This window comes from Pseudorhodoferax aquiterrae (assembly GCF_014652235.1).
Lineage (GTDB): Bacteria > Pseudomonadota > Gammaproteobacteria > Burkholderiales > Burkholderiaceae_C > Pseudorhodoferax > Pseudorhodoferax aquiterrae.
Window position 1 is genome coordinate 1 of the sequence record NZ_BMYK01000011.1, and the last position, 23,467, is coordinate 23,467.

Below are 23,467 nucleotides of genomic sequence, written 5' to 3' on the forward strand. Positions count from 1 at the left end.
GCCATTGGCCACGGTCACCACACCAGTGCTGGCGTCGATGGTGAAGCGGCCACCGGCGTTGTTCGACAGGCTGTACGTGACGGTGGCCGTGCCGTCCGGGTCGATGGCCTGTGCCGTGATGCCCACGGCCGTGCCGTTGGCGGCGTTCTCGGCCACGGTGTTGGCGGCGGGGTCCACGTCGCTGACGGCACCCACAGGTGCTTCGTTCGCGTCACCCAGCGCGATGGTGAAGTTGGCGCTGGCGGTCGAGCCGTCGGACGAGGTGGCCAGCACGGTGATCTGGTGGCTGGTGGCGCTTTCGTAGTCGAGCAGGCTGCCGTTCGCGACCGTCACCACACCGGTGTTCGCGTCGATGGTGAAGCGGCCACCGGCGCTGTTCGTGAGACTGTAAGTGACCGTGGCCGTGCCGTCCGGATCCAGGGCTTGGGCCGTGATGCCCACGACGGTGCCATTGGTCGCGTTCTCGAGCACGGCGTTGGCGGCCGCATCGACATCAGTCACCGCACCCACGGGCGCCTCGTTCACGTCCGTCAGATTGATCGTGAAGTTGGCGCTGGCGGTGGAACCATCGGACGAGGTGGCCAGCACCGTGATCTGGTGGCTGCTGGCGGCCTCGTAGTCCAGCAGCGATCCATCGGCCACGGTCACCACGCCGGTGCTGGCGTCGATGGCGAAGCGGCCGCCAGCGGTGTTGGTCAGGCTGTACGTGACCGTGGCCGTTCCGTCCGGGTCCAGGGCCTGGGCCGTGATGCCGACGACGGTGCCGTTGACGGCGTGCTCGACCACGGTGTTGGCCGCGGGGTCCACGTCGGTCACCGCACCCACGGGCGCCTCGTTCACGTCCGTCAGGTTGATCGTGAAGCTGGCGCTGGAGGTGGAGCCGTCCGAGGACGTGGCCAGCACCGTGATCTGGTGGCTGGCCGCAGCCTCGTAGTTCAGCAGTGAACCATCGGCCACCGTCACCACACCGGTGCTGGCGTCGATGCTGAAGCGGCCGCCCGCATTGTTCGACAGGCTGTACGTGACCGTGGCCGTGCCGTCGGGATCGAGCGCCTGGGCCGTGATGCCCACCACAGTCCCGGTGGCGGCGTTCTCGGCCACGGTGTTGGCGGCAGCGTCCACGTCGGTCACCGCACCGACGGGCGCTTCGTTCACATCGCTCAGGCTGATCGTGAAGTTGGCGCTGGAGGTCGAGCCATCGGAGGAGGTGGCCACCACCGTGATCTGGTGGCTGGTGGCGACCTCGTAGTCGAGCAGGCTGCCATTGGCCACGGTCACCACACCAGTGCTCGCGTCGATGGTGAAGCGGCCGCCTGCGCTGTTCGAAAGGCTGTACGTGACCGTGGCCGTGCCGTCCGGATCCAAGGCCTGGGCGGTGATGCCGACGACCGTGCCGTTGGCCGCGTTCTCGAGCACGGCGTTGGCGGCTGCGTCGACATCAGTCACCGCACCCACGGGCGCCTCGTTCACGTCCGTCAGATTGATCGTGAAGTTGGCGCTGGCGGTGGAACCATCGGACGAGGTGGCCAGCACCGTGATCTGGTGGCTGCTGGCGGCCTCGTAGTCCAGCAGCGATCCATCGGCCACGGTCACCACGCCGGTGCTGGCGTCGATGGAGAAGCGGCCGCCAGCGTTGTTCGTGAGGCTGTACGTGACGGTGGCCGTGCCGTCGGGATCGAGCGCCTGGGCCGTGATGCCCACCACGGTTCCGTTGGCGGCGTTCTCGGCCACGGTGTTGGCGGCAGCGTCGACGTCGGTGACAACACCGACAGGCGCTTCGTTCACGTCCGTCAGGTTGATCGTGAAGTTGGCACTGGCGGTGGAGCCGTCGGACGACGTGGCCACCACCGTGATCTGGTGGCTGGCCGCAGCCTCGTAGTTCAGCAGTGAACCATCGGCCACCGTCACCACGCCCGTGTTCGCGTCGATGGTGAAGCGGCCGCCGGCGTTGTTCGAAAGGCTGTAGCTGACCGTGGCCGTGCCGTCGGGATCGAGCGCCTGGGCCGTGATGCCCACCACGGTTCCATTGGCGGCGTTCTCGGACACGGTGTTGGCGGCAGCGTCGACGTCGGTGACGGCACCGATCGGCGCCTCGTTCACGTCGCTCAGGTTGATCGTGAAGTTGGCACTGGCGGTGGAACCGTCCGAGGAGGTGGCCACCACCGTGATCTGGTGGCTGGCCGCAGCCTCGTAGTTCAGCAGTGAACCATCGGCCACCGTCACCACACCGGTGCTGGCGTCGATGCTGAAGCGGCCGCCCGCATTGTTCGACAGGCTGTACGTGACCGTGGCCGTGCCGTCGGGGTCCAGGGCCTGGGCCGTGATGCCCACGACGGTCCCGTTCGCCGCGTTCTCGGCCACGGTGTTGGTGGCGGGGTCCACGTCGGTCACCGCGCCCACGGGCGCTTCGTTCACGTCCGTCAGGGTGACCGTGAAGCTGGCGCTCGCGGTCGAGCCGTCCGAGGACGTGGCCAGCACCGTGATCTGGTGGCTGGTGGCGGCCTCGTAGTCGAGCAGGCTGCCGTTCGCCACCGTCACCACGCCCGTGCTGGCGTCGATGGCGAAGCGCCCGCCCGCGTTGTCCGTGAGGCTGTAGCTCACGGTGTCCGGCGTGTCCGGGTCGTCGGCGAAAGCCGTCACGCCGACCACCGTGCCGTTGGCGGCGTTCTCGGCCACCTGGTTGGCGGCGGCATCGACATCGCTCACGGCGCCCACGGCGGCCTCGTTGACGTTGGTCACGGTCACGCTCAGGGCCTGGTCGTCCGAGAGCACGCCATCGGTGGCCCGCACGATGACCTCGTAGACGTTGTCGCCATTGGCGTCCAGCGGGTTCTCGTGGTCCGGCGCGCCGATGAAGCGCAGCACGCCCGTGGTGGCGTCGATGCTGAACAAGGCGGCGTCCGCGCCGCCCGCGATCGCATAGGTGGGCGTGGTGCCGTCGGGGTCGGTCGCGGCCACCGTGGTCACCGCGGTGCCGTTCTCGGGCACCGACACAGCCGCCGTGGCGCCGCCGCCGTTGCTGGTGATCACCGGCGCGTCGTTCACGGCCGTGACGGCGATGTCGCGCGTGGCGGCCGCGCTGCTCGCCGTGCCGTCGTTGACCACGAAGGACACGGTGCGCGTGGCCGTGCTCGGGTTGTCGCTGGTGTTGACGTAGGTGATGCTGCGCAGCGCTGCCTGGTAGTTGGCCACCGTGGCACTGCCGGTAAGAGTCAACACGCCCGTCGCGGCGTTCCAGCTGCCCGTGATGCCGTTGGCGTTCACGAAGGCCAGCACGTCCTGGCCGTTCACGTAGTTGCCGCTGATCGTGACGGTGGCGCCGCCGAGGTGGGTGTTGTCCGCGTCGCTGACCGCCACGCCCGGGTCCACCACGGTGGCCGCGGCGTTCTCGGTATAGGAGAGCGTGCTGCCGGTCGTCGTGACCACGGGTGCGTCGTTCACGGCCGTGATGCTGACCGTGGTGCTGCCGCTGCCCACCAACGCGCCTCCTCCGCCCTGGGCGCCCGTGTTGCCGTCGCTGAACGACCAGTCCAGCTGCACCGAGGCCGGGGGGGCATCGCTGCTGTTGGCGTAGCCGATGGCACGCAGCACGTTGTCGACCAGCGTCTGCGTGGCATTGGCGTTGAAGCTCAGCACGAGCCGGCCGCCGCTGTTGGTCGTCACCGTGCCCACCGTCGTGCCACCGTAGACCAAGTTGCCGCCCTGCGTCAGCGCCGACAGCGAGCCGCCCGTGGCCGCGAACAGGTCCTGGGCATTGGCGCCGCCGTTGCGCTGCAGCGTCAGCGTGGCACCGGCGTAGTTGCCGGCCGCAGCCAGTTCGGTGTCCACCACCGTGGCACCGGGCGCCAGGGTCACCGGGGCGGCGTTCTCGGTGTACGACGCGCTGGTCGGCACCGTGATCACCGGCGCCGTGTTGGCGGCCTGCACGTTGGCCGCGAACTCCGAGGTCGAGCCGTAGCTGCTGGCGCCGGTCTTCTCGGTCGCCGTGGCCGTGATCCAGGCGCCGTAGCTGAGCCCCGCCGCGGCCAGCGTGGCGCCGATGCTGGCGTTGCCGCTGGCGTCGGTCGTGACCTCGATGAAGCCCAGGAACACATTGCCTTCGCCGTTGCCCGAGCCGTCCGTGCTGCCGTAGGGCATGCCGTAGAACTCGATGCGGTAGGTCTTGTTGGCCTCGCTGTTCAGCGTGCCCGTCACCGTGAACTGGTTGCTGGCCAGGCCCACCGAGGCCAGCACCGGGAAGTTCTGCAGGTTGTTGGGCCCGGTGTCGGCGTCGCCCGCGTCGTTGGCCGTCACGCCCTGGTCGCCCAGGTCGATGCCCAGGCCGCCGTTGGAATGGATGGTGTTGGACAGGATCGCATTGCCGCTGCCTGCGGCCGGCGCCAGCCACACGCCGCGCAACTCGCTGCCCGCGATCAGGTTGCCTTCGCCGGCCGCCGTTCCGCCGATCCGGTTGTCGTGCGCGCCATTGGTCAGGATCACGGCCTCGCCGCCCACGCCGAGCGGCGTGCCGCTGGCGTTGCTGCCCAGGGTGTTGCCGATGATGCGGTTGCCCGTGGCCGTGGTCCCCAGCAGGTAGATGCCGGCCCCGGCCGTCCGCAAGCCCGCGACCACGTTGCGGTCCGCCGCGGTCGTGCCGCCGATGGTGTTGTTGGCGCTTTCCACGATCACGCCCCAGGTGGACTGGGCGGCCGCGGCGCTGGTGTAGCTGCCGTCCGCCTGCAGCGGGCCGATGTAGTTGCCGGCGATGGTGTTGCCGTCCGCTCCCGAGCGCAGGTAGATGCCCACCTCGAAGCCCTGGATCACGAGGCCGCGCACCGTGCTGCCGTCGCTGCCATCGTAGAAGTCCAGGCCCACCCAGCCGCTGGTGTAGCCCCCGCCCTGCAGCACGATGGCCGGGCGGTTGCCGTTGGCCGCGAAGCTGTCGTCCGAACTCGCGTTGATGACCACCGGCTTGGAGATGGCCGGCAGCACCGAACCCAGCGTGATGGTGTGCACGCCGGTGCCGGCGATGCCGAAGTTCAGCAGCGTGGGCAGGCCGTTGGCCGGCGTGTTGTTGAGGGCCAGCAGGGCCTCGCGCAGGCTGATGAAGCCGTCCGCGCCCTTGGTGGCCAGCAGCGTGGACAGGCTGGTGGTGTCGCCGTCCACGGTGTCGGACGCCGTGGTGACGATCAACACGTTCTGCTGCGTGGTGTGGATGGCCACCACGCTGCGCGCGAACTCCGAGGTGTCGCTGAAGCTGCCGTAGCCCGCCACCGACTTCGTGGCCGTGGCCGAGATGAAGGCACCGGCCGCCACCGTCACCGACAGCGTGGTCGAGAAGCTGGCGTTGCCGCTGCCGTCGGTCAGCACGTTGACGAAGCCCAGGTAGGTCTGGCCTTCGCCGTAGCCCGTCGGGTCGTTGGCCGTGTTGGCGAACAGCTCGATGCGCAGGTAGGTGTTGGCCGTGCTGTTGATCGTGCCGCTGATCTCGAAGTTGCCGGCGCCATTGGTGCGCGCCAGCGTGAGCACGGGGAAGTTCTGCAGGTTGTTGGGTCCGGTGTCGGCATCGCCCGTGTCGTTGGCCGTCACGCCGGCGTTGCCCAGATCGATGCCCAGGCTGGCGTTGGAATAGATGCTGTTGCCCAGGATGGCATTGCCGGCGCCGCTGCTCGGCGTGACCCAAACGCCGCGCAGAGCGGAGCCCGCAATCAGGTTGCCTTCACCGGCCGCGGTGCCGCCGATCATGTTGTTGAAGGCGCCGACGCGGGTGATCACGCCCTCGGCCCCCACGCCCAGCGGCGTGCCGCTGGCATTGGTGCCCAGGTAGTTGCCGATCACGCGGTTGCCGGTGGCCCCGGTCGTCTCCAGGCTCACGCCGGCGCCCGCGTTCAGCATGCCCGAGATCACGTTGCGGTCGGCCGCGGTGGTGCCGCCGATCGTGTTGTTGGCGCTTTCCACCTCCACGCCCCAGGTGGTCTGGGCGCTGGTGGCGCTGGTGTAGGTGCCGTCGGCCTGCAGCGCGCCGATGTAGTTGCCCACGATGGTGTTGCCGTCCGAGCCCGCGCGCAGGTAGATGGCGGCGTTGAAGCCGCGGATGACCAGGCCGCGCACCGTGCTGCCGCCGCTGCCGCTCTGAAATTCCAGGCCGAACCAGGTGCTGCCGCTGCCGTTGCCCTGCAGCACGATGGCCGGGCGGTTGCCGTTGGCCGCGAAGCTGTCGTCCGTGGTGGCGTTGATCACCACGGGCCGGCTGATGGTCGGCAGCGCCGAACCCAGCGTGATGGTGTGCACGCCGGTGCCACTGATGCCGAAGTTGACCAGCGTCGGCAAGCTGCCGGCCGGTGTGTTGTTGATGGCCAGCAGCGCCTCGCGCAGCGAGATGAAACCGTCCGCGCCCTTGCTGGCCAGCAGCGTGGAGATGCTGGTGGTGTCGCCGTCCACGCTGTCGGCCGCCGTGTCGACCACCAGCACGGCCTGCGTGCTGGAGACGGCGACGATGCTCTTGGCGAATTCCGAGGTGTCACTGAAGCTGCCGTAGCCCGCCACCGACCGCGTCGCCGTGGCCGAGATGAAGGCGCCGGCCGCCACGGTCGCGCTGATCGTGGTGGAGAAGCTCGCGTTGCCGCTGCCATTGGTCAGCACGTTGACGAAGCCCAGGTAGGTCTGGCCTTCGCCGTAGCCGCTGCCATCGTTGGCCGTGCTGGCGAACAGCTCGATGCGGATGTAGGTGTTGGCCGTGCTGTTGATCGTTCCGCTGATCTCGAAACTGCCCGCGCCATTGGTGCGCGCCAGCGTCAGCACCGGGAAGTTCTGCAGGTTGTTGGCCCCGGTGTCGGCATCGCCCGTGTCGTTGGCTGTCACGCCCGCGGCGTCCAGGTTGATGCCCAGGCTGCCGTTGGAATGGATGGAATTGCCCAGGATGGCATTGCCGGTGCCCGCCCCCGTGAAGACCGACACGCCGGACAAGCCGCTGCCGGCGATCAGGTTGCCTTCGCCGGCCCCGGTGCCACCGACCTGGTTGTTCGACGCGCCGCTACGGATGTAGACGCCCTCGCCGCCCAGGCCCAGCGGCGTGCCGCCGGCATTGGTGCCCAGGTAGTTGCCGACGATGCGGTTGCCCGTCGCCGTGGCGAGCTGCAGCCCGATGTTGGCGCCCGTGGCCTGTGCGCCTGCGATCACGTTGCGGTCGGCCGCCGTGGTGCCGCCGATGGTGTTGTTGGCGCTTTCCACGAGCACGCCCCAGGTGACCTGGGCGCTGGCGGCGCTGGTGTAGCTGCCGTCGGCCTGCAGCGGGCCGAGGTAGTTGCCCGCGATGGTGTTGCCGCTGGAGCCCGCCTGCAGGCGGATGCCGGCGTCGAAGCCGCGGATGACCAGGCCGCGCACCGTGCTGCCGCCGCTGCCGGTGCCGAAATCCAGGCCGTTCCAGCTGCTGCCGCTGCCATTGCCCTGCAGCACGATGGCCGGGCGGCTGCTGTTGGCCGCGAAGCTGTCGTCCGTCGTGCCGTTGATGACCACGGGCCGCAGGATATCGGGCAGCTCCGAGCTCAGCGTGATGGTGTGCACGCCGGTGCCGAAGATACCGAAATTGACCAGGGTCGCCAGGCTGCCGGCCGGCGTGTTGTTGATGGCGATGAGCGCCTCGCGCAGCGAGATGAAACCGTCCGCGCCCTTGCTGGCCAGCAGCGTGGAGATGCTGGTGGTGTCGCCGTCCAGCGTGTCGGCCGCCGTGTCCACCACCAGCACGGCCTGCGTGCTGGAGACGGCGACGATGCTCTTGGCGAACTCCGAGGTGTCGCTGAAGCTGCCGTAGCCCGCCACCGACCGCGTCGCCGTGGCCGAGATGAAGGCCCCCGCCGCCACCGTGGCCGACAGCGTGGTGGAGAAGCTGGCGTTGCCCGAGCCGTCGGTCAGCACGTTGACGAAGCCCAGGTAGGTCTGGCCCTCGCCGTAGCCAGTGCTGTCGTTGGCCGTGTTGGCGAACAGCTCGATGCGGATGTAGGTGTTGGCCGTGCTGTTGATCGTGCCCGTGATCTCGAAGCTGCCCGCGCCATTGGTGCGCGCCAGCGTCAGCACCGGGAAGTTCTGCAGGTTGTTGGCCCCTGTGTCGGCATCGCCCGTGTCGTTGGCTGTCACGCCCGCGGCGTCCAGGTTGATGCCCAGGCCACCGTTCGAATGGATGCTGTTGGAGAGGACGGCGTTGCCGGTGCCGGCACCCGTGAAGACGGACACGCCGGACGCGCCGCTCCCGGCGATCAGGTTGCCTTCGCCGGCCGCGGTGCCGCCGACCTGGTTGTTCGCTGCGCTGGCACGGATGTAGACGCCTTCGCCGCCCAGGCCGAGCGGCGTGCCGCTGGCATTGGTGCCCAGGTAGTTGCCGATGATGCGGTTGCCGGTGGCCGAGCCGAGCTGCAGGCCGATGTTGGCGCCCGAGCCCAGCGCGCCCGCGATCACGTTGCGGTCGGCCGCAGCGGTGCCGCCGATGGTGTTGTTGGCGCCTTCCACGAGCACGCCCCAAGTGGTCTGGGCGCTGGCCGCACTGGTGTAGCTGCCGTCGGCCTGCAGCGGGCCGAGGTAGTTGCCCACGATGGTGTTGCCACTGGAGCTGGACTGAAGGTAGATGGCCTTGTCGAATCCCCGGATGACCAGGCCGCGCACCGTGCTGCCGCTGCTGCCGGTGCCCAGGGACAGCCCGCTCCAGCTGCTGCCGCTGCCATTGCCCTGCAGCACGATGGCCGGGCGATTGCTGTTGGCCGCGAAGCTGTCGTCCGTGGTGGCGTTGATGACCACCGGCCTGGTGATGGTCGGCAATTCCGAGCCCAGCGTGATGGTGTGCACGCCGGTGCCGCTGATCCCGAAATTGACGAGGGTCGGCAGGCTGCTGGCCGGTGTGCCGTTGATGGCCAACAGGGCCTCGCGCAGCGAGATGAAGCCATCGGCGCCCTTGGTGGCCAGCAGCGTGGACAGGCTGGTGGTGTCGCCGTCCACGGTGTCGGCCGCAGTGTCCACGACCAGCGTGTTCTGCACGGTGGAGATGGCCACCACGCTCCTGGCGAACTCCGAGGTGTCGCTGAAGCTGCCGTAGCCCGCCACCGACCTGGTCGCCGTGGCGGAGATGAAGGCGCCAGCCGCCACCGTGGCCGACAGCGTGGTCGAGAAGCTGGCGTTGCCGCTGCCGTCGGTCAGCACGTTGACGAAGCCCAGGTAGGTCTGGCCTTCGCCGTAGCCGCTGGCGCTGGTGCTGGTGCTGGAGAAGAGCTCGATGCGGATGTAGGTGTTGGCCGTGCTGTTGATGCTGCCTGCGATCTCGAGGCTGCCACTGCCATTGGTGCGCGCCACCGCCAGCACCGGGAAATTCTGCAGGTTGTTGGCACCGGTGTCTGCGTCGCCCGTGTCGTTGGCCGCCACGCCACTGGTGTCCAGGTCGATGCCCAGCGCGCCGACACTCAGGCCCGTGCCGTAGATGCTGTTGCCCAGGATGGCATTGCCGGTGCCGGAGGTCACACTGATGGCATCGGCCGTCGTGATCTGCTGGTTCGAGAATGCGACGATGTTGCCCTGGCCCGGCAAGGTGCCGCCGATCAGCATGTTGTTGGCGCTGATGCGGATGCCGCTCTGCCGGCCGCCCCAGTTGGCCGTGCCGGCCAGGTCCGTGCCGATGCGGTTGCCTTGCGCCGTGATGCCGTCGGCCCGCAGCGACATGCCCGTGATGGTCGTGCTGCCGATCCAGTTGCCACTGACCACCGCGCCGGCGCCACCGGGGAAGATGGTGATGCCGGACGTCGTGGTGGTGCTGATGAGACCGGTGCCCGCCGCATTGATGCCGATGCGGTTGTTCAGTACCTGCGTGCCCGCGCCGCTGGTGCTGACGGCGATGCCGACGTCGCCGGCGCCCGAGACCAGGTTGTTCTCGATGCGCGTGTTGGCGACGCCGCTTCCGTTGATCCAGATGCCCGATTGCAGGCCTGTGAAGCCCGTCGTGCCGCTGGCGTTCACGCCCACGTAGTTGCCCAGGATCTGGTTGCCGTTGCCCACGGTGATCAGGATGCCGTAGGTCGTGATGTCCGAGCGCCCGTCCAGGCCGATCACGTTGCGGTCGGCCGCCGTGTTGCCGCCGATGGTGTTGTTGCTGCTCTGGATCCAGATGGCGTCGTCGCCGGAAGTCACGGCTGCCTGCTCGCCGTTGGCGCCCACGGCGCCCAGGTAGTTGCCGGCGATGGTGTTGCCGTCGGAGCCGGCCATGATGCGGATGGCCGAGGTGTCCGCGCCGGCAACGTAGTTCTGGATCACCAGCCCGCGGATCGTGGAGCCACCAGAGCCAGCCGCCAGCCGCAGGCCGTCGGCCACGATGCCGTTCACGTTGATGACGATGGCCGGCCGGCCTCCGTTGGCCGTGACGCTGCCGGTGTCGGTGGTGCCGTCGATGACCACTGCTTTGGAGATGAACGGCAGCGCCGACGCGAGCGTGATGGTGTGCACCACGTTGCCGCTGATGTTGAAACTCACCAGTGTGGGCAGGCTGCTGGCCGGCGTGTTGTTGATGGCCAGCAAGGCCTCGCGCAGCGAGATGAAGCCGTCCGCCCCCTTGTTGGCCAGCAACGTGGACAGGCTGGTGGTGTCGCCGTTCACCGTGTCGGCATTCGTGTCCACCACCAGCGTGTTCTGCACGGTGGAGATCGCCACCACGCTCCTGGCGAACTCCGAGGTGTCGGAGAAGCTCGTGTAGCTGCTGTTGCTCCTGGTGGCCGTGGCCGAGATGAAGGCGCCCGCCGCCACGGTCGCGCTGAGCGTGGTGGAGAAGCTCGCATTGCCGCTGCCGTCGGTCAGCACGTTGACGAAACCCAGGTAGGTCTGGCCTTCGCCGTAACCCGTGCTGTCGTTGGCCGGGTTGGAAAACAGCTCGATGCGGATGTAGGTGTTGGCCGTGCTGTTGATCGTGCCGTTCACCGTGAAGCTGCCGGCGCCGTCCGTGCGCGCCAGCGTCAGCACGGGGAAGTTCTGCAGGCTGTTGGCGCCGGTGTCGGCGTCGCCCGTGTCGTTGGCCGTGACGCCATCGAAACCCAGGTCGATGCCAGGTCCAGCGTTGCTGTAGATCTGGTTCGCCAGGATGGCGTTGCCCGCTCCCGTGCTGGCGGCCATCAGGATGCCGCCGTTGGCGCCGCTGAACGCCACCACGTTGTTCTGGAACAGGTTGTTGGCGGCACCCCCGCTCAGGAAGATGCCCGCGCTGCTCAGGGTGCCCCAGTTGGCGGTGCCGGCAGCGTCCGTGCCGATGCGGTTGCCCTGCACGGTGGTGCCTGTGGCGTTGCCATTCACCGAAATGGCGCTGAAGTCGGTGCGGGCGACCCAGTTGCCCTGCACCAGCGTGTTGGTGATGGCAAAGCCCGCCGCAGCCGCCACCTGGATGCCCTGCCCGGGGCTGCTCACGGCCGACAGGCCGTCGGGCATCACGCCGATGTAGTTGCCCTGCACCACGTTGCCGGTGGCGTCGGCACCGTCTGCCGTGACCGCGATGGCGACCCCCGTGATGCCGGCGATGACATTGCGGTCGGCCGCGCTGCTGCCGCCGACGCGGTTGTTGGTGCCGGTATCCACCCAGATGCCGTACACGATCGAGGTCGACAGCATCTGTCCACCCGCGCCGATGGTGCCGATGTAGTTGCCCGCGATGACGTTGTTGCTGCCACCGGACTCGATGTAGATGCCGGAGTAGCTGAAGTTGGTGATGGCGAAGCCACGGACCGTGCTGCCCGCTGCGCTGCTGGCCAGCGTGAAGGCGCTCTCGTTGCCATTGCCGTCGATCTGGATGGCCGGCTGGCTGCCGTTGGCGGCGAAGCTGTCATCCGTCGTGGCGTCGAGGATGACCTGCTTGGTGATGCGCAGCGTGATGGGGTTGTCCGGGTCGAGCGTCGGGAACGTGATGGTGTGCAGGCCGGTGCCCGCGATGTTGAAGCGGATCAGGGTGGGGCCCGCGGCGGCGTTGGCCGCATTGATCGCGTCTTCCAGAGAGCCGGCGCCGCTGTAGGCCGTGGTGGTCACCGTCACCACATTCATCGCTGTCGTCGCCTGGTAGGCCGAGAACTCCGAGGTCTCTGCCAGCGCCGTGCCGTTCAGGCGCGTGGCCGTGGCGCTGATCAGCGCACCCGTGGCCACCGTGCTGCCCGACAGCGTGGCCTTGAACGTGACGTTGCCCGAGGCGTCGGTGGTGACGGTGGTATAGCCTAGGTAGACGCGGCCCTCGCGGATGGTGGTGCCCGAGGGGCTGGCGTAGAAATCGATGCGGTAGCTGCTGCCGGCCGTGCTGTTGAGCGTGCCCTGCACGGCCACGTAGCCGTCGGCGCTGGTCTGCGCGCCCGTGATCACCGGGAAGTTCTGCAGCGCGTTGGCGCCGGTGTCGGCATCGCCGGCGTCGTTGGCCGTGCTGCCGTCGTTGCCGAGGTCGATGCCCAGCGTGGTGGTCTGCGAGATGGTGTTGCCGACGATGCTGGCCACCGTGCCGGTGTTGGTGACCACCACGCCCCGGGCGCCGCCAGCGATCACGTTGCCCTCGCCGGCATTGGCGCCGCCGACCGCATTGGCCGTGCCGGCCGAGATGCTGATGCCGGCCGTGGGCGTGCCGATGGTGGTGCTGCCGCCGTTGTTGGTGCCGACCAGGTTGCCCTGGATGGTGAGCGCGCCGGTGCCGCTGCTGACGATGTTGTTGGTGTTGCCCGAGACGAGGTTGCGGTCGGCCAAGGTGGCACTGCCGATGGTGGTGGCGCCGCTGCCGGCCACCGAGATGCCGGTGGCGTTGGCATTGGCTGCCGTGCCCGCAGCGTTTGTGCCGATGAAGTTGCCTGCCACCGTGAGGCCGCCCACGCTGGTCAGGATGCCGGCGCCCGTGAAACCGCCGATGGCCAGGCCGCGCACGCTGCTGCCTTCGCTGCCGGCGCCGAAGTTCAGGCCGTTGACGCCGGCCCCGGCGCCGGAGCCGTTCAGCGCGATGCGGATCACGGCGTTGCTGCCGGTGCTGGCGCTGTTGACCGCGGCATCCGATTGCGTGTAGCCGTTGAGGCTCAGCGCGCCCGTGATGGTGGGCAGCGCCGATGTGAGGTTGATGGTCTGCAGCCCGGCGCCGGCGATGTTGAAGACGATGGTGTCGGCACCGGCGTTGGCATTGGCGTCGGTGATGGCCTGGCGCAGCGTGCCGGCACCGCTGTCGGCCGTGCTGGTCACGGTGTAGGTGGCGAGCAGGCCCTGCCACTGGGCCTGGGTCTGCAGGTCGAAGGCCAGCCGTGCCTCGATGTGGCCGGTCTGCATCTCAAGCAGCCAGTTGCCACCCAGCGCGGCGGCGCCGGTGGCGTCGGTGGAGGCGGCCACGTCGGCGCCGGTGAGGTCGGCCAGGCCCTGCACGAGGGCGCGGCCGGCGTCGTCGCTGGCCACGTCGCAGCCGTACAGCAGGATGTCGGCGCCGCGCCCCAGATGGCTGCCCCAGCCGGCGATGTCGGCCGCGCGCGCGAGAAGGGTGTCGTTGTCCAGCGCCTCCTGGCCCAGCTGCACCGCGCCGCTGCCGCCATGGCTCACGATGTGCAGCGCCGCCACGTCGCTGCGGCCGGCCAGCGCGGCCGTGATGGCGGCCACGCCGTCCTCATCGGCGCCCACGCGCACGACCTCGATGCTGCGGCCCTCGGCGGCCTGGGCGGCGATGTCCTGCAGCAGCGCATCGGCATCGGGCACGCGCTCGTCCAACATCACCAGCTCCACCACCGGCTGGGGCTGTGCGGGCGCGGCGGCCTGGGTCTGCTCGGTCCGGGCCTCGGTCCTGGGCAAGGTGGCGGCCAGCGCACCGGTCGGCGTGTCGGCCGAGTACAGGATGCGCCGCTCGATGTCCTCGAGCTGCGGGCGCTGGCGCGGCGGCAGGGGCATGGCGTTCAGCGCGCTGCGGCGCCGTTCATCTGGTTGGCGGGCGGGGCCTTGGCGGCGGCGGCCAGGCCCAGATCGGCGCGGCAGCGCAGGCCGGCCGGCAGGCCGCCGTCGGCGTTGGGCAGGTCCAGCCGCAGCCGGAAGGTGTTGCTGGCCGGGTCCAGCACCTGGTCGATCTGCACGATGCTGGCGGTGCGCACGGGGGCGCCGGGCAGCTCGGGCGTCACCTGGATCTTCTGGCCGACCTTGAGCTGGCCGAACAGCGGCAGCGGGGCCACCAGCTCCACGCGCAGCGTGGAGATGGCGGCGACGCGGAACAAGGCCTTCTCCTCGAAGCGCTCGCCCAGGTTGGCATAGCGCTCCACCACCACGCCGTCGAAGGGCGCGCGCAGTGTGCGCTGTGCCAGCTGGGCCTCGGTGGCGTTGACCTCGCGCGTGGCCGTGCGCAGCGCCTCGCGCACCTGGGCCACGCGCTCCTTGGCGACGCGGAATTCGGCCTCGGCCTGCTCCAGCGCCTGGGCCGAGACGAAGTTCTCGTCCTTGAGCGCCCTGGCGCGGTCGCGCCGCAGCTCGGCCAGGTCGAGCGCAGCCACGGCGCCGCGGAGTTCGCCCAGGCTCCTGGCGCGCGATTCGGCGGCCTCGGCGTTGGCGCGTTCCACCTCCGAGCGCAGCGTGGCCAGCACCTGGCCTTTCTGCACGCGGTCACCGCGGTCGGCCTGCAGCGTCTGCACCACGCCGATGACCGCGCTGCCGACCTCGGCCACCTGGGCCGGCTGGATCAGGCAGGCCAGGGCCTGCGGCGCCTGCTGGGCCTGGCTGGCCGGGGCCAGCAGGGTGAGCAGCAGGCCCAGCCGGGGCAGGGGAGGGGCGCGTCGCGGCGGGGGCATGGGCGGATGGTGGTGCATCGGCATGGACTGGATGAGGACGGTTAACGGCGCTGGCCCGTGAAGCACAGGCTGGCGTCGAAGCGGATGTCGTGCTGGAACAGCTGTTGCCGGCGCCGGGCCTGCAACCGCTCGGTGCGCGCCTGCTCGCGGCGCAGCGCCCAGGCCAGCAGGGCCGGCGGCAGGGCGACGCGCCCATCGGTGCGCACGCGGCCCGGCAGCAGGCGCAGCAACCGGTGCAAGCCGGACAGGCGGGCGCCGCTGCCGCCAGCCTCGTCCGTGCCGGCGGCCGCTGGCGGGCGCGGCACCAGCCAGGTCTCGTGGCTGCCGGGCTGGCCCTGGCGCGCGGCGCGGCCCGAGAGCTGGCGGTCGTGCCGGCGCGAGGCGTTGTGCTGGCAGCTCAGCACGTGCAGGCCGCCGGCCGCCAGGGCCGGCGCGTCCAGGTGGATGTCGGTGCCGCGGCCGGCCATGTTGGTGGCCACCGTGACCTGGCCGTGCACGCCGGCGCGCGCGACGATGGCGGCCTCGGCGGCGTCCAGCCGCGCGTGCAGCACCTGGTGGGCCACGCCGGCGGCGGCCAGGGCGGCGCCCATGGCCTCGCTGGCGGCGACCGAATCGCAACCCACCAACACCGGCCTTCCGCTGGCGGCCAGGGCCTGGATGCGCACGACGGCGGCGCGCTGGCGCGACGCATCGTCGGCATAGCAGCGTAGCGGCCAGGCGCTGCTGCGGTCCGGCAGGCGCAGCGGCACGCGCAGCATGGTGCAGCCGTACAGCTGGCGCAGTTCGGTGCGGCCCTCGGCCAGCGTGCCGCTCATGCCGCACAGCCGGTGGTAGCGGCGGAAGAAGCGCTGGTAGGTCATCTGCAGCATGGTCTCGGACTCGGGCGGCAGCTGGATGCCCTCCTTGAGCGCCACCAGGCCGTGCAGCCCGCGCGACCAGCGCCGGCCTTCGGCGATGCGGCCAGAGAGGACGTCGACGATGGCGATCTCGGGCTTCTTGCGCTGGGCCGGATCGCCGGGCACGAGCACGTAGTCGCGGTCGCGCTGCAGCAGGTGGCGGGCCGTGAGCGCGGTGACCACGGTCTCGGCGCGGTGCTGGGCGTTGACCCACAGCGGCCCCAGGCCGGTGGCCAGCCGGGCCAGACGTTCCAGGCCGGCCGGCAGCAGCGCAGCGCGCGCGGGCTGGCCCTGCAGGGCGAAATCGTGCCCCAGCACGAGCCGGCCCGACAGCGCCCAGGCCTGCCACAGGAAGGCGCGGGCGGCGGGGTCGACCACCTCGCGCGAGAGCACCAGCGGCATCTGCGCCTCGTCGATGAGGATGCTGTCGGCCTCGTCGATCACGGCCATGCACAGGCCGCGCAGCACCGGCCCTGCACCGTCGTGGTCGGCCAGCGCGCGGGCGCGCTGGCGCAGCGGCGCATCGCCTGTGCCGTGGCGCATGCGGTCGCGCAGGTAATCGAAGGCGGCCTCGCGGGCGGTCACGTAGACCACGTCGGCGGCATAGGCCTGGCGGCGCTCGGCTTCGTCGTGGCGGGCGCCGACCCAGGCGCAGCGCAGGTGCAGCAGCCGGTACAGCGGCGTGAAGGTCTCGGCGTCGCGCTGCACCAGGTAGTCGTTGGCGGTGAGCACGTGCACGGGAATGCCGGCCAGCGCGGCGACGCCGGCCGTCAGCGCGGCGGCCAGCGACTTGCCCTCGCCCGTGGCCATCTCGGCCAGGTGGCCGCGCAGCAGGGCCAGCGCGGCCATCAGCTGCGTGACATAGGCCTGCCGGCCCTGGGTGCGGCGCGCGGCCTCGGCCACGTAGGCCAGGGCCTGGGCGGCGGCGGCGCCGTCCAGGCCTTCGCGCAGCAGTTGCTGCTGCAGCGCCTCGCGCAGCGCAGCGAAGGCCTTGCTGTCCAGCGCCTGCCACTGCGCGGCCTGGTCCCACACGGCCTGCGCGCGCCGGCGCCAGGCACCGGGCCAGCGCAGCGTGAAGGGAAGCGGCAGGCCGCGGCGCCAGCTGCGTCCACCGGGCGGCTCGGGCCGCTCGGGGTAGCTGCCCCAGCGCATGCCGGGGACGGGCAGGTGCAGGGCGGCGGTGTTCATGTCCTCGGGTTGAAGTGGCCGAGCAGAAGTTGCTGCAGGCCGCGCAGTGCCTGCTGTGCCAGTGGCGCGCTGCCATGGTCGAAGCGCACCAGCGCGCGGCTGCCGAAGCGCGGGCTCACGCGGCCGTTGAGTTCGATGTCCATGACGACCACGGGCTGGCGCGTGCGCAGGCCGTCCGGGTCGGCCGGGTCGGTGGCGATGCGGCCGCCGGAGGCTTCGCCCAAGGCGGCGCTGGGCAGCTGGTTCAGCGTGCCCGGCACGCGCAGCGCGATGCGGCCGGTGTGGGGCTGCGCAGGGCTTTCCAGCAGCCGCACCGCGACGCCGCTGGTGCGGGCGCGCACCAGCTCGGCCTGCTGCTGCGGCAGGGCCACGCGCACGGTGGTGGGCGCGGCGGTCAGCAGATAGCCGATGGTCTCGCCGCGGCGGCGGAACTGGCCGACCAGCTCGTCGTGCTGGGGCAGCACGAGCAGGCCCTCGGCCAGCGCGGCCACCTCGCGTACCGCCAGGCGCTCGTCCAGGCGGGCCAGTTCGGCCTCGTGGTAGGCCAGGCGCTGGCGCAGGTCGGGCGCGTCCTGCGGGGCGCGGTCGATGGCATGGAACAGCCGCACGTTGGCCTCGGCCACGTCGCCGGCCAGCGTGGCGCGCCGTGCGGGCAGCACCGGATCGTCCAGCAGCGCGATGCGCGTGCCGGCCTGCACCTGCTGGCCGTTGGTGGCGTCCAGCGCGGCGATGAAGCCGTCGGTGCCGGCGCGCAACTGGGCGTTCTCGGGCAGCCAGACCACGCCTTCGGCGACGCTGGACTGCGGCAGCGGCACCAGCACGGCGAAGGCGGCCAGCGCCACGCCGACCGCGCCGGCGCGCAGCCAGGCGCGTCGGCGCTCGGGGTCCTCGCGGCTGGACAGGCCCAGCATCTGCAGCATGTTCTTGAACGGCACGGCGATGTTGGCGGCCAGCAGCACGACCAGGGCGGCCACGCCCAGCATGGCCGAGAATCCGCCCAGCCACAGACCGACGACGACGGACAGCACGATGCGGTAGGTCCATGACAGCGGTGCGTACAGCTGCAGCCAGATGCGCTCGCCGGGCAGGGGTTCGACCGGCGTGCGCACGCGCACGCCGAACAGGCGTTGGCCGATCGCCTCGGACCACCAGCGCCCGCTGCGCGTGGCGAGGTTGCGCAGGTCCAGCAGGTCGCACAGCACGAAGTAGCCGTCGTAGCGCAGCAGCGGGTTGCCGTTGGTCAGCACGGTGGACAGCGCGCCGGTGAGCATGACGACGAAGGCCAGGTCGCGCACCAGGCCGGGCTGCACGGCCAGCCACACGCCCATGGCCAGCGCGGCGATGGCCAGTTCGGCCAGGATGCCGGCGGCGCTGACCAGCGCACGCTGGCCGCGCCGGCGCAGGCCGTCGGCGGCGGAGGCGTCGACGAAGGGCACGGGGCTCAGCGCGATCAGCGTCACGCCGGCCTGGTGCACCTCGCCGCCGTAGCGCTGCAGGGCCAGCGCATGGGCCGCCTCGTGCAGTCCCTTGATCAGGGGATAGCACAGCCAGGCCAGCAGCACGTAGCCGGGCGAGGCGAGCACCTTCCCGGTGTCGCGCGCCAACGCGTCCCAGTGCATGGCCGCGGCCAGCAGCGCGGGCAGCACGGCAGCCAGCCACAGCACGAGGCCGGTGCGCGAGAACAGCCAGGGGCCGAGCGGGCGCAGCGGCGCCAGCAGACGCGAGGGGTCGCCCAGCGGCAGCCGGAAGGCCAGCGGGTTGACGCCGCCGACGCGGCGCCGGCGCCGGCGCCGGTCCTGCGCGTGGAACAGGTTCTCCACGTCCGGCGTGACGTCGAATTGCAGCAGGTTGCGTCCGTGCAGGCCGACCAGCAGCTCGATGATCTCGGTCTGCGTGACAGCCTGGTCCGCATGCGCCGCCAGCATGGCGTTCCAGATCTGCTGCACGCTGGCCTGGCCGTCGCAGCGGCCGACGAAGGCGTAGGCCGCGTCGTTCAGGCGCAGCGCGTTGTCGTTGGTGAGGTCGCGCAGCACATGGAAGGACTTGCCGCGCTGCACCTGCAGCCGCAGTTCGGCATGGGGCCGCAGCTGCGGCCGCAGGCCGGCCACGCGGTGCCAGCGCGGGTTGAACAGCGACTCCTGCGCCGCCTGCGCGTCCGCGTGCTGCGCACCTGCCTTGGCGGAGCGGAGCCAGCGCATGTCAGCTCTCCACGGCGCCAGCGCGCCGTCTGCAGAGCACGAAACCGGCCTGCAAGCCGCGGCTCGAACGGCCGCGGAGCGGGCCATGCGCGCGCGCCCGCGGGGCCGGCTCTGCCGGACCGCTGGGTGCGCCCCCTTGAGGGGGGATGGGACTTCTACACGAAGTGAGAAGTGCAAACGGGGGAGGTCTCATGTCACGCCACCCAGGACCACAGCACCAGGCGCAGCCAGTCGGCCACGCCGTGGAACCAGACCCAGCCCAGCGCGGCCCGGCCGGTGTCGAGCTTGCCCACGCCTTCCAGGCCGGGGCGGATGCGCTCGGCATCGGCGGTCACGTCGGTCTCCACCTCGAACACGTTGCGGCCCTCCACCGGCCGCGCCAGTGGCGTGATGCGCACGGCGCGGATCGGCAGCGCGTCCCAGGGCAGGGCCGACAGCGAGAGCCGGCCGGTCTGGCCGGCGCGGACATGGCCGATGTCGCGCTCGTCGACCTGCAGCATCACGCGGTAGCGGTCCAGCGGGGCCAGCTGCAGCAGCGGCTTGCCGCGTTCCAGTGGCGCACCGAGCGATTGCGTGAGGTCGCCGTCGACCACGATGCCCGCGAAGGGGGCAGTGATGCGCGCGCGCTGCAGCTCGGATTCGACCAGGCCCAGGTGGGCCCGGGCTTCGTCCACGCGCGCCAGCGCGATGACCATGGCGGCGCGGTCGGCCCGCGCCAGCGCGCTGGCGTAGGCGTTCTCGTACTGGCCGAGCTCGCTGCTCCACTTGCGCTTTTGCAGCTGCAGGTCCTGGTCGGACATTTCCAGCAGCAGCTGGCCGGCCGCCACGCGGTCGCCCGGGCGCACGTGCACGGCCTGCAGGTAGCCGTCGGCCGGGACGACGATGGCGCGCGTCTGCTGGCCTTCGACGCGGGCCCGGCCGCCCACGCGGTACTCGACGGGCAGGGCCAGGGCGGCGGCCAGCAGGCCGGCGGCGCCGGCCAGCAGCCAGGCCGTGCGGCGCCGGCTGCTGCCATCTGGCGCCTGCCCCGGGCGCAGCCGCCGGTACCAGGGCTGCTCGCGCTGGGCCATCAGGTGGAGCACCGGGCCGGCCAGGCTGACGCTGTTCTCGAGTTCGGCCACCAGGGCGGGCAGATCGGGCGGAGCGGTGGTCCATTCGCAGGTGACGGCGCCCACCGCCTGGCCCAGGTGCACGATGGGCACGGTGGCGACCGCGCCGCCGCGTTCGCCCAGCAGCAGCCGGTGGGCGTGGCGGATGGCGGGCGCACCCTCGGCCGGCCAGTGCACGCTGGCACCTTGCTGCACCGCCTCGTCCATGGCCGCGGTGAGCGGGTTGAAGGCCTGGCGGTGCAGGTTCTCGCCGCTGCCGTGCGAGATGGCGACCAGCTCGACCTGCTGCCCGCGCAGGAAACCGACCCCGACCCGCGCGCAACCCCTGCCGTTGGCCAGCTCGCTGGCAAAGGCGGTGGCGGCCTCGCGCAGCTGCCCGTGTGCCAGCACCGTCGCCTGCAAGGCAAGCGCCAGGATCTGCGGGTCGGGCAAGCGCGGGTTCATGGTGGACACGCCTCAGCCCGTGCGGGGCCACCCGGGTGGGGCCGCAGCGGTGACACGGAGATGGCGGGTTGTGCGGTGCATGTCAGACAAGTCTTGCATTCTGCAACGGTCGATCTTGCTTATATCGATTTGTTGCTTCGTGTGCACAAATTTTTTTGTCGATTGTCAGAGTCGATCGACCGTATATCTGTTTGTGGTGTGTTTCGCAACTTTCGTGGCGGGCGCCGTGGACATTTCGCAGCGGTTGATGAATCATTGGCTTACAACCCACTGTGGCGGAGAGCGGCGCATGCATGTGTTGAGAAAGTTGAAGCTGTCGGCCCGGCTGGGCGTGCTGATCGCCATCTTCGCCATCGGGTTCATGCTGTCCGGGGGCTGGGCCTTCAAGACGCTGGACACGCTCAAGGTCAACGGGCCGATCTACGAGCGCATCGTGCAGGGCAAGGACCTGATCGCCGACATCCTTCCGCCGCCCGAATACATCATCGAGTCCTACCTGCTGGCGCTGCAGCTCTCGCGCGCGGGCGATGCCGGCCGCCAGCAGGCGCTGGCCGAGCGCATCCGCAGCCTGAAGGCGCAGTTCGACGAGCGCCACGACTTCTGGCAGAAGCAGGGGCTGGAGCCGGAGATGGGCCGTTTGCTGCTGGACGATGCCTACCGTCCGGCCCAGGAGTTCTACCGGCTGGCCTTCGAGGAACTGGTGCCGGCCGTCCGGGGCGGTGACGCCGGGAAGTTGGCCGCCACCATGCAGCGGCTGGACGCGGCCTACGAGACGCACCGCGCGGCCATCGACAAGGTGGTCGTCCTGGCCAGCAAGCGCGTGGAGACCGACGAGGGCGCAGCGCGGGCGCTGATCCGGCGCGACACGACGCTGCTGCTGGTCATCATGGTGCTGGCCATGGTGGCGGCGGTGGTCGTGGCCCTGCTGGTGGCGCGCAGCATCACGGCGCCGCTGCGCCATGCGGTGAAGGTGGCGCGGGTGGTGGCCTCGGGCGTGCTGAACAGCCGCATCCACGTGCGCTACCCGGACGAGCCGGACCAGTTGCTGCGCGCACTGCAGGAGATGAACGCCAGCCTGCAGCGCATCGTGGGCGAGGTGCGCTCGGGCGCCGACAACATCGCCACGGCCACCAGCGAGATCGCGCGCGGCAACGACGACCTGTCCATGCGCACCGAGCGCCAGGCCAGCGCCTTGCAGCAGACGGCGGCCGCCATGGAGCAGCTGACCAGCACGGTGCGCCAGAACAGCGACAGCGCACGCCAGGCCAACCAGCTGGTGCAGGCGGCCGCCCAGGTGGCCCAGCGCGGCGGCCAGGCGGTGAGCGAGGTGGTGCAGACCATGCAGTCGATCAACACCGCGTCCAGGAAGGTGGTGGAAATCATCGCGGTGATCGACGGCATCGCGTTCCAGACCAACATCCTGGCGCTGAACGCGGCCGTGGAGGCCGCACGCGCCGGCGAGCAGGGCCGCGGCTTCGCGGTGGTGGCCTCCGAGGTGCGCAGCCTCGCGCAGCGCTCGGCCGAGGCGGCCAAGGAGATCAAGGCGCTGATCAACGACTCGGTGCAGCAGGTGGAAGCCGGCAGCACGCTGGTGGCCCGCGCCGGCAGCACCATGGACGAGGTGGTCCAGAGCGTGGAGCGCATCACCGGCATCATGGCCGAGATCAGCGCGGCCAGCGCCGAGCAGATCAGCGGGCTGGAGCAGATCAACACCGCTATCACCGAGATGGACAGCACGACGCAGCAGAACGCCGCGCTGGTGGAACAGGCGGCGGCCGCCGCATCCTCGCTGCGCACCGAAGCCCACAAGCAGGCGCAGATCGTCGGCGTCTTCCAGCTCGACGGGCACGCCTCCAAGGCGCTGGTGCTGCCGCAAGCGGCCTGAAAGCGGCGTGCGGCCGCGAGCGATGCCTGCCGCGTCCGCGCCAGCCACCGAAGGCCCGCGCTGGCGGCCGCTGCGCCAGCGCGCGACCTGGGTGGCCGTGGCGGCCTGCCTGGCGCTGGCGCTGCTGGTGGGCTGGCTGGTGCAGCAGTGGCAGTCCGGGCAGCTGCAGCAGGAACTGCAGCGCGATGCGGACCAGCTGGTCGACCAGGTGCATGCCCTGAGCAGCGATGGCCGGGCCATGGGCGGCGTGCAGCTGCTGGGGCTCGTGAACGAGCACATCAAACGCCTGCTGGACGGCGAGGCGACGGCGCAGGACCCGGCGCTGCAGGCCGTGCTGGCGGCCGTGGTCGGCGAATACGGCGCCGACAACGCGCTGGTGCTGGACCGCCATGGCCGCACCGTGGCCTACCGTGCGCAGGACGGCAGCGCGCGTGGCCTGGGGCGCGACCTGTCGATGCGGCCGTACTTCCGGCGTGCCATGGTCGGCACGCCCAACCTGTACCCGGCGGTCGGCAAGAACACCGGCGAGCGCGGCATCTACCTGGCCGCGCCGGTGCGCGGGCAGCTCGATCCGCAGGCCGAGCCGGTCGGTGTGGCGGTGGTCAAGATCGGCATGGAGCGCATCGACGCGCAACTGGGCCGCTATGCGCACACGGTGCTGCTGGTGTCGCCGGAGGGCGTGGTGTTCGGCACCAACCGCCGCCAATGGCTGCTGCACATGCTGGCACCCATCGCCGCCGCGGACCAGGAACAGCTGGCGCGCGACGCGCGCTACGGCGACCTGTTCGCCCAGGGCGTGCCGCCGGCGCTGCCGCTGGTGGCCGTGGCCGGCGGCGAGCGGCTGGACGGCGTGCGCGTGGAGCGGGCCTTCGGCACGCTGGACTGGCCTGCCGCCCGGCGCGATTGGCAGCTGGTGGTGCTGCGGCCGCTGACGGCGGCCGAGCGGGGCGGGACCGCCCTGGCTGCCGCGGCCGCCGCGCTG

7 protein-coding genes are annotated in these 23,467 nt (G+C 70.8%); 2 read left to right on the plus strand and 5 right to left on the minus strand.

The features are described 5' to 3' along the window. The 5 genes from IE209_RS17575 to IE209_RS17595 form a co-directional block, all read right to left on the minus strand. The coding region (locus IE209_RS17575; protein WP_189688244.1) for a cadherin domain-containing protein at positions 1 to 13,881 on the minus strand (13,881 nt) is incomplete at its 3' end. Positions 13,882 to 13,886: 5 nt separating this feature from the next. Next, positions 13,887 to 14,765, minus strand: a complete 879-nt coding sequence (locus IE209_RS17580) for an efflux RND transporter periplasmic adaptor subunit (protein ID WP_189688245.1) — start codon at positions 14,763 to 14,765, stop codon at positions 13,887 to 13,889. Between the two features lie 41 nt (positions 14,766 to 14,806). After that, positions 14,807 to 16,849 carry a preprotein translocase subunit SecA gene (locus IE209_RS17585; RefSeq protein ID WP_189688246.1) on the minus strand — a complete coding sequence of 681 codons (2,043 nt, stop codon included), beginning with the start codon at positions 16,847 to 16,849 and terminating at the stop codon, positions 14,807 to 14,809. Further along, on the minus strand, positions 16,846 to 19,047 hold the full coding sequence (locus IE209_RS17590) for a PqqD family peptide modification chaperone (protein WP_189688247.1): 2,202 nt from the start codon (positions 19,045 to 19,047) through the stop codon (positions 16,846 to 16,848). The genes IE209_RS17585 and IE209_RS17590 overlap by 4 nt, the downstream gene beginning before the upstream one ends. Positions 19,048 to 19,241: 194 nt before the next feature. Next, positions 19,242 to 20,600, minus strand: a complete 1,359-nt coding sequence (locus IE209_RS17595) for an efflux RND transporter periplasmic adaptor subunit (protein WP_189688248.1) — start codon at positions 20,598 to 20,600, stop codon at positions 19,242 to 19,244. Between the two features lie 289 nt (positions 20,601 to 20,889). Here IE209_RS17595 and IE209_RS34345 point away from each other — a divergent pair, with 289 nt between their 5' ends. Together IE209_RS34345 and IE209_RS17605 are read left to right on the plus strand one after the other, a co-directional pair. Beyond that, positions 20,890 to 22,485 (plus strand): methyl-accepting chemotaxis protein, encoded by a 1,596-nt coding sequence (locus IE209_RS34345; RefSeq protein WP_189688249.1) that lies wholly within the window; start codon positions 20,890 to 20,892, stop codon positions 22,483 to 22,485. 22 nt (positions 22,486 to 22,507) lie between these two features. After that, positions 22,508 to 23,467, plus strand: a 960-nt coding sequence (locus IE209_RS17605; RefSeq protein WP_373305369.1) for a cache domain-containing protein, incomplete at its 3' end; no start/stop codon positions are given.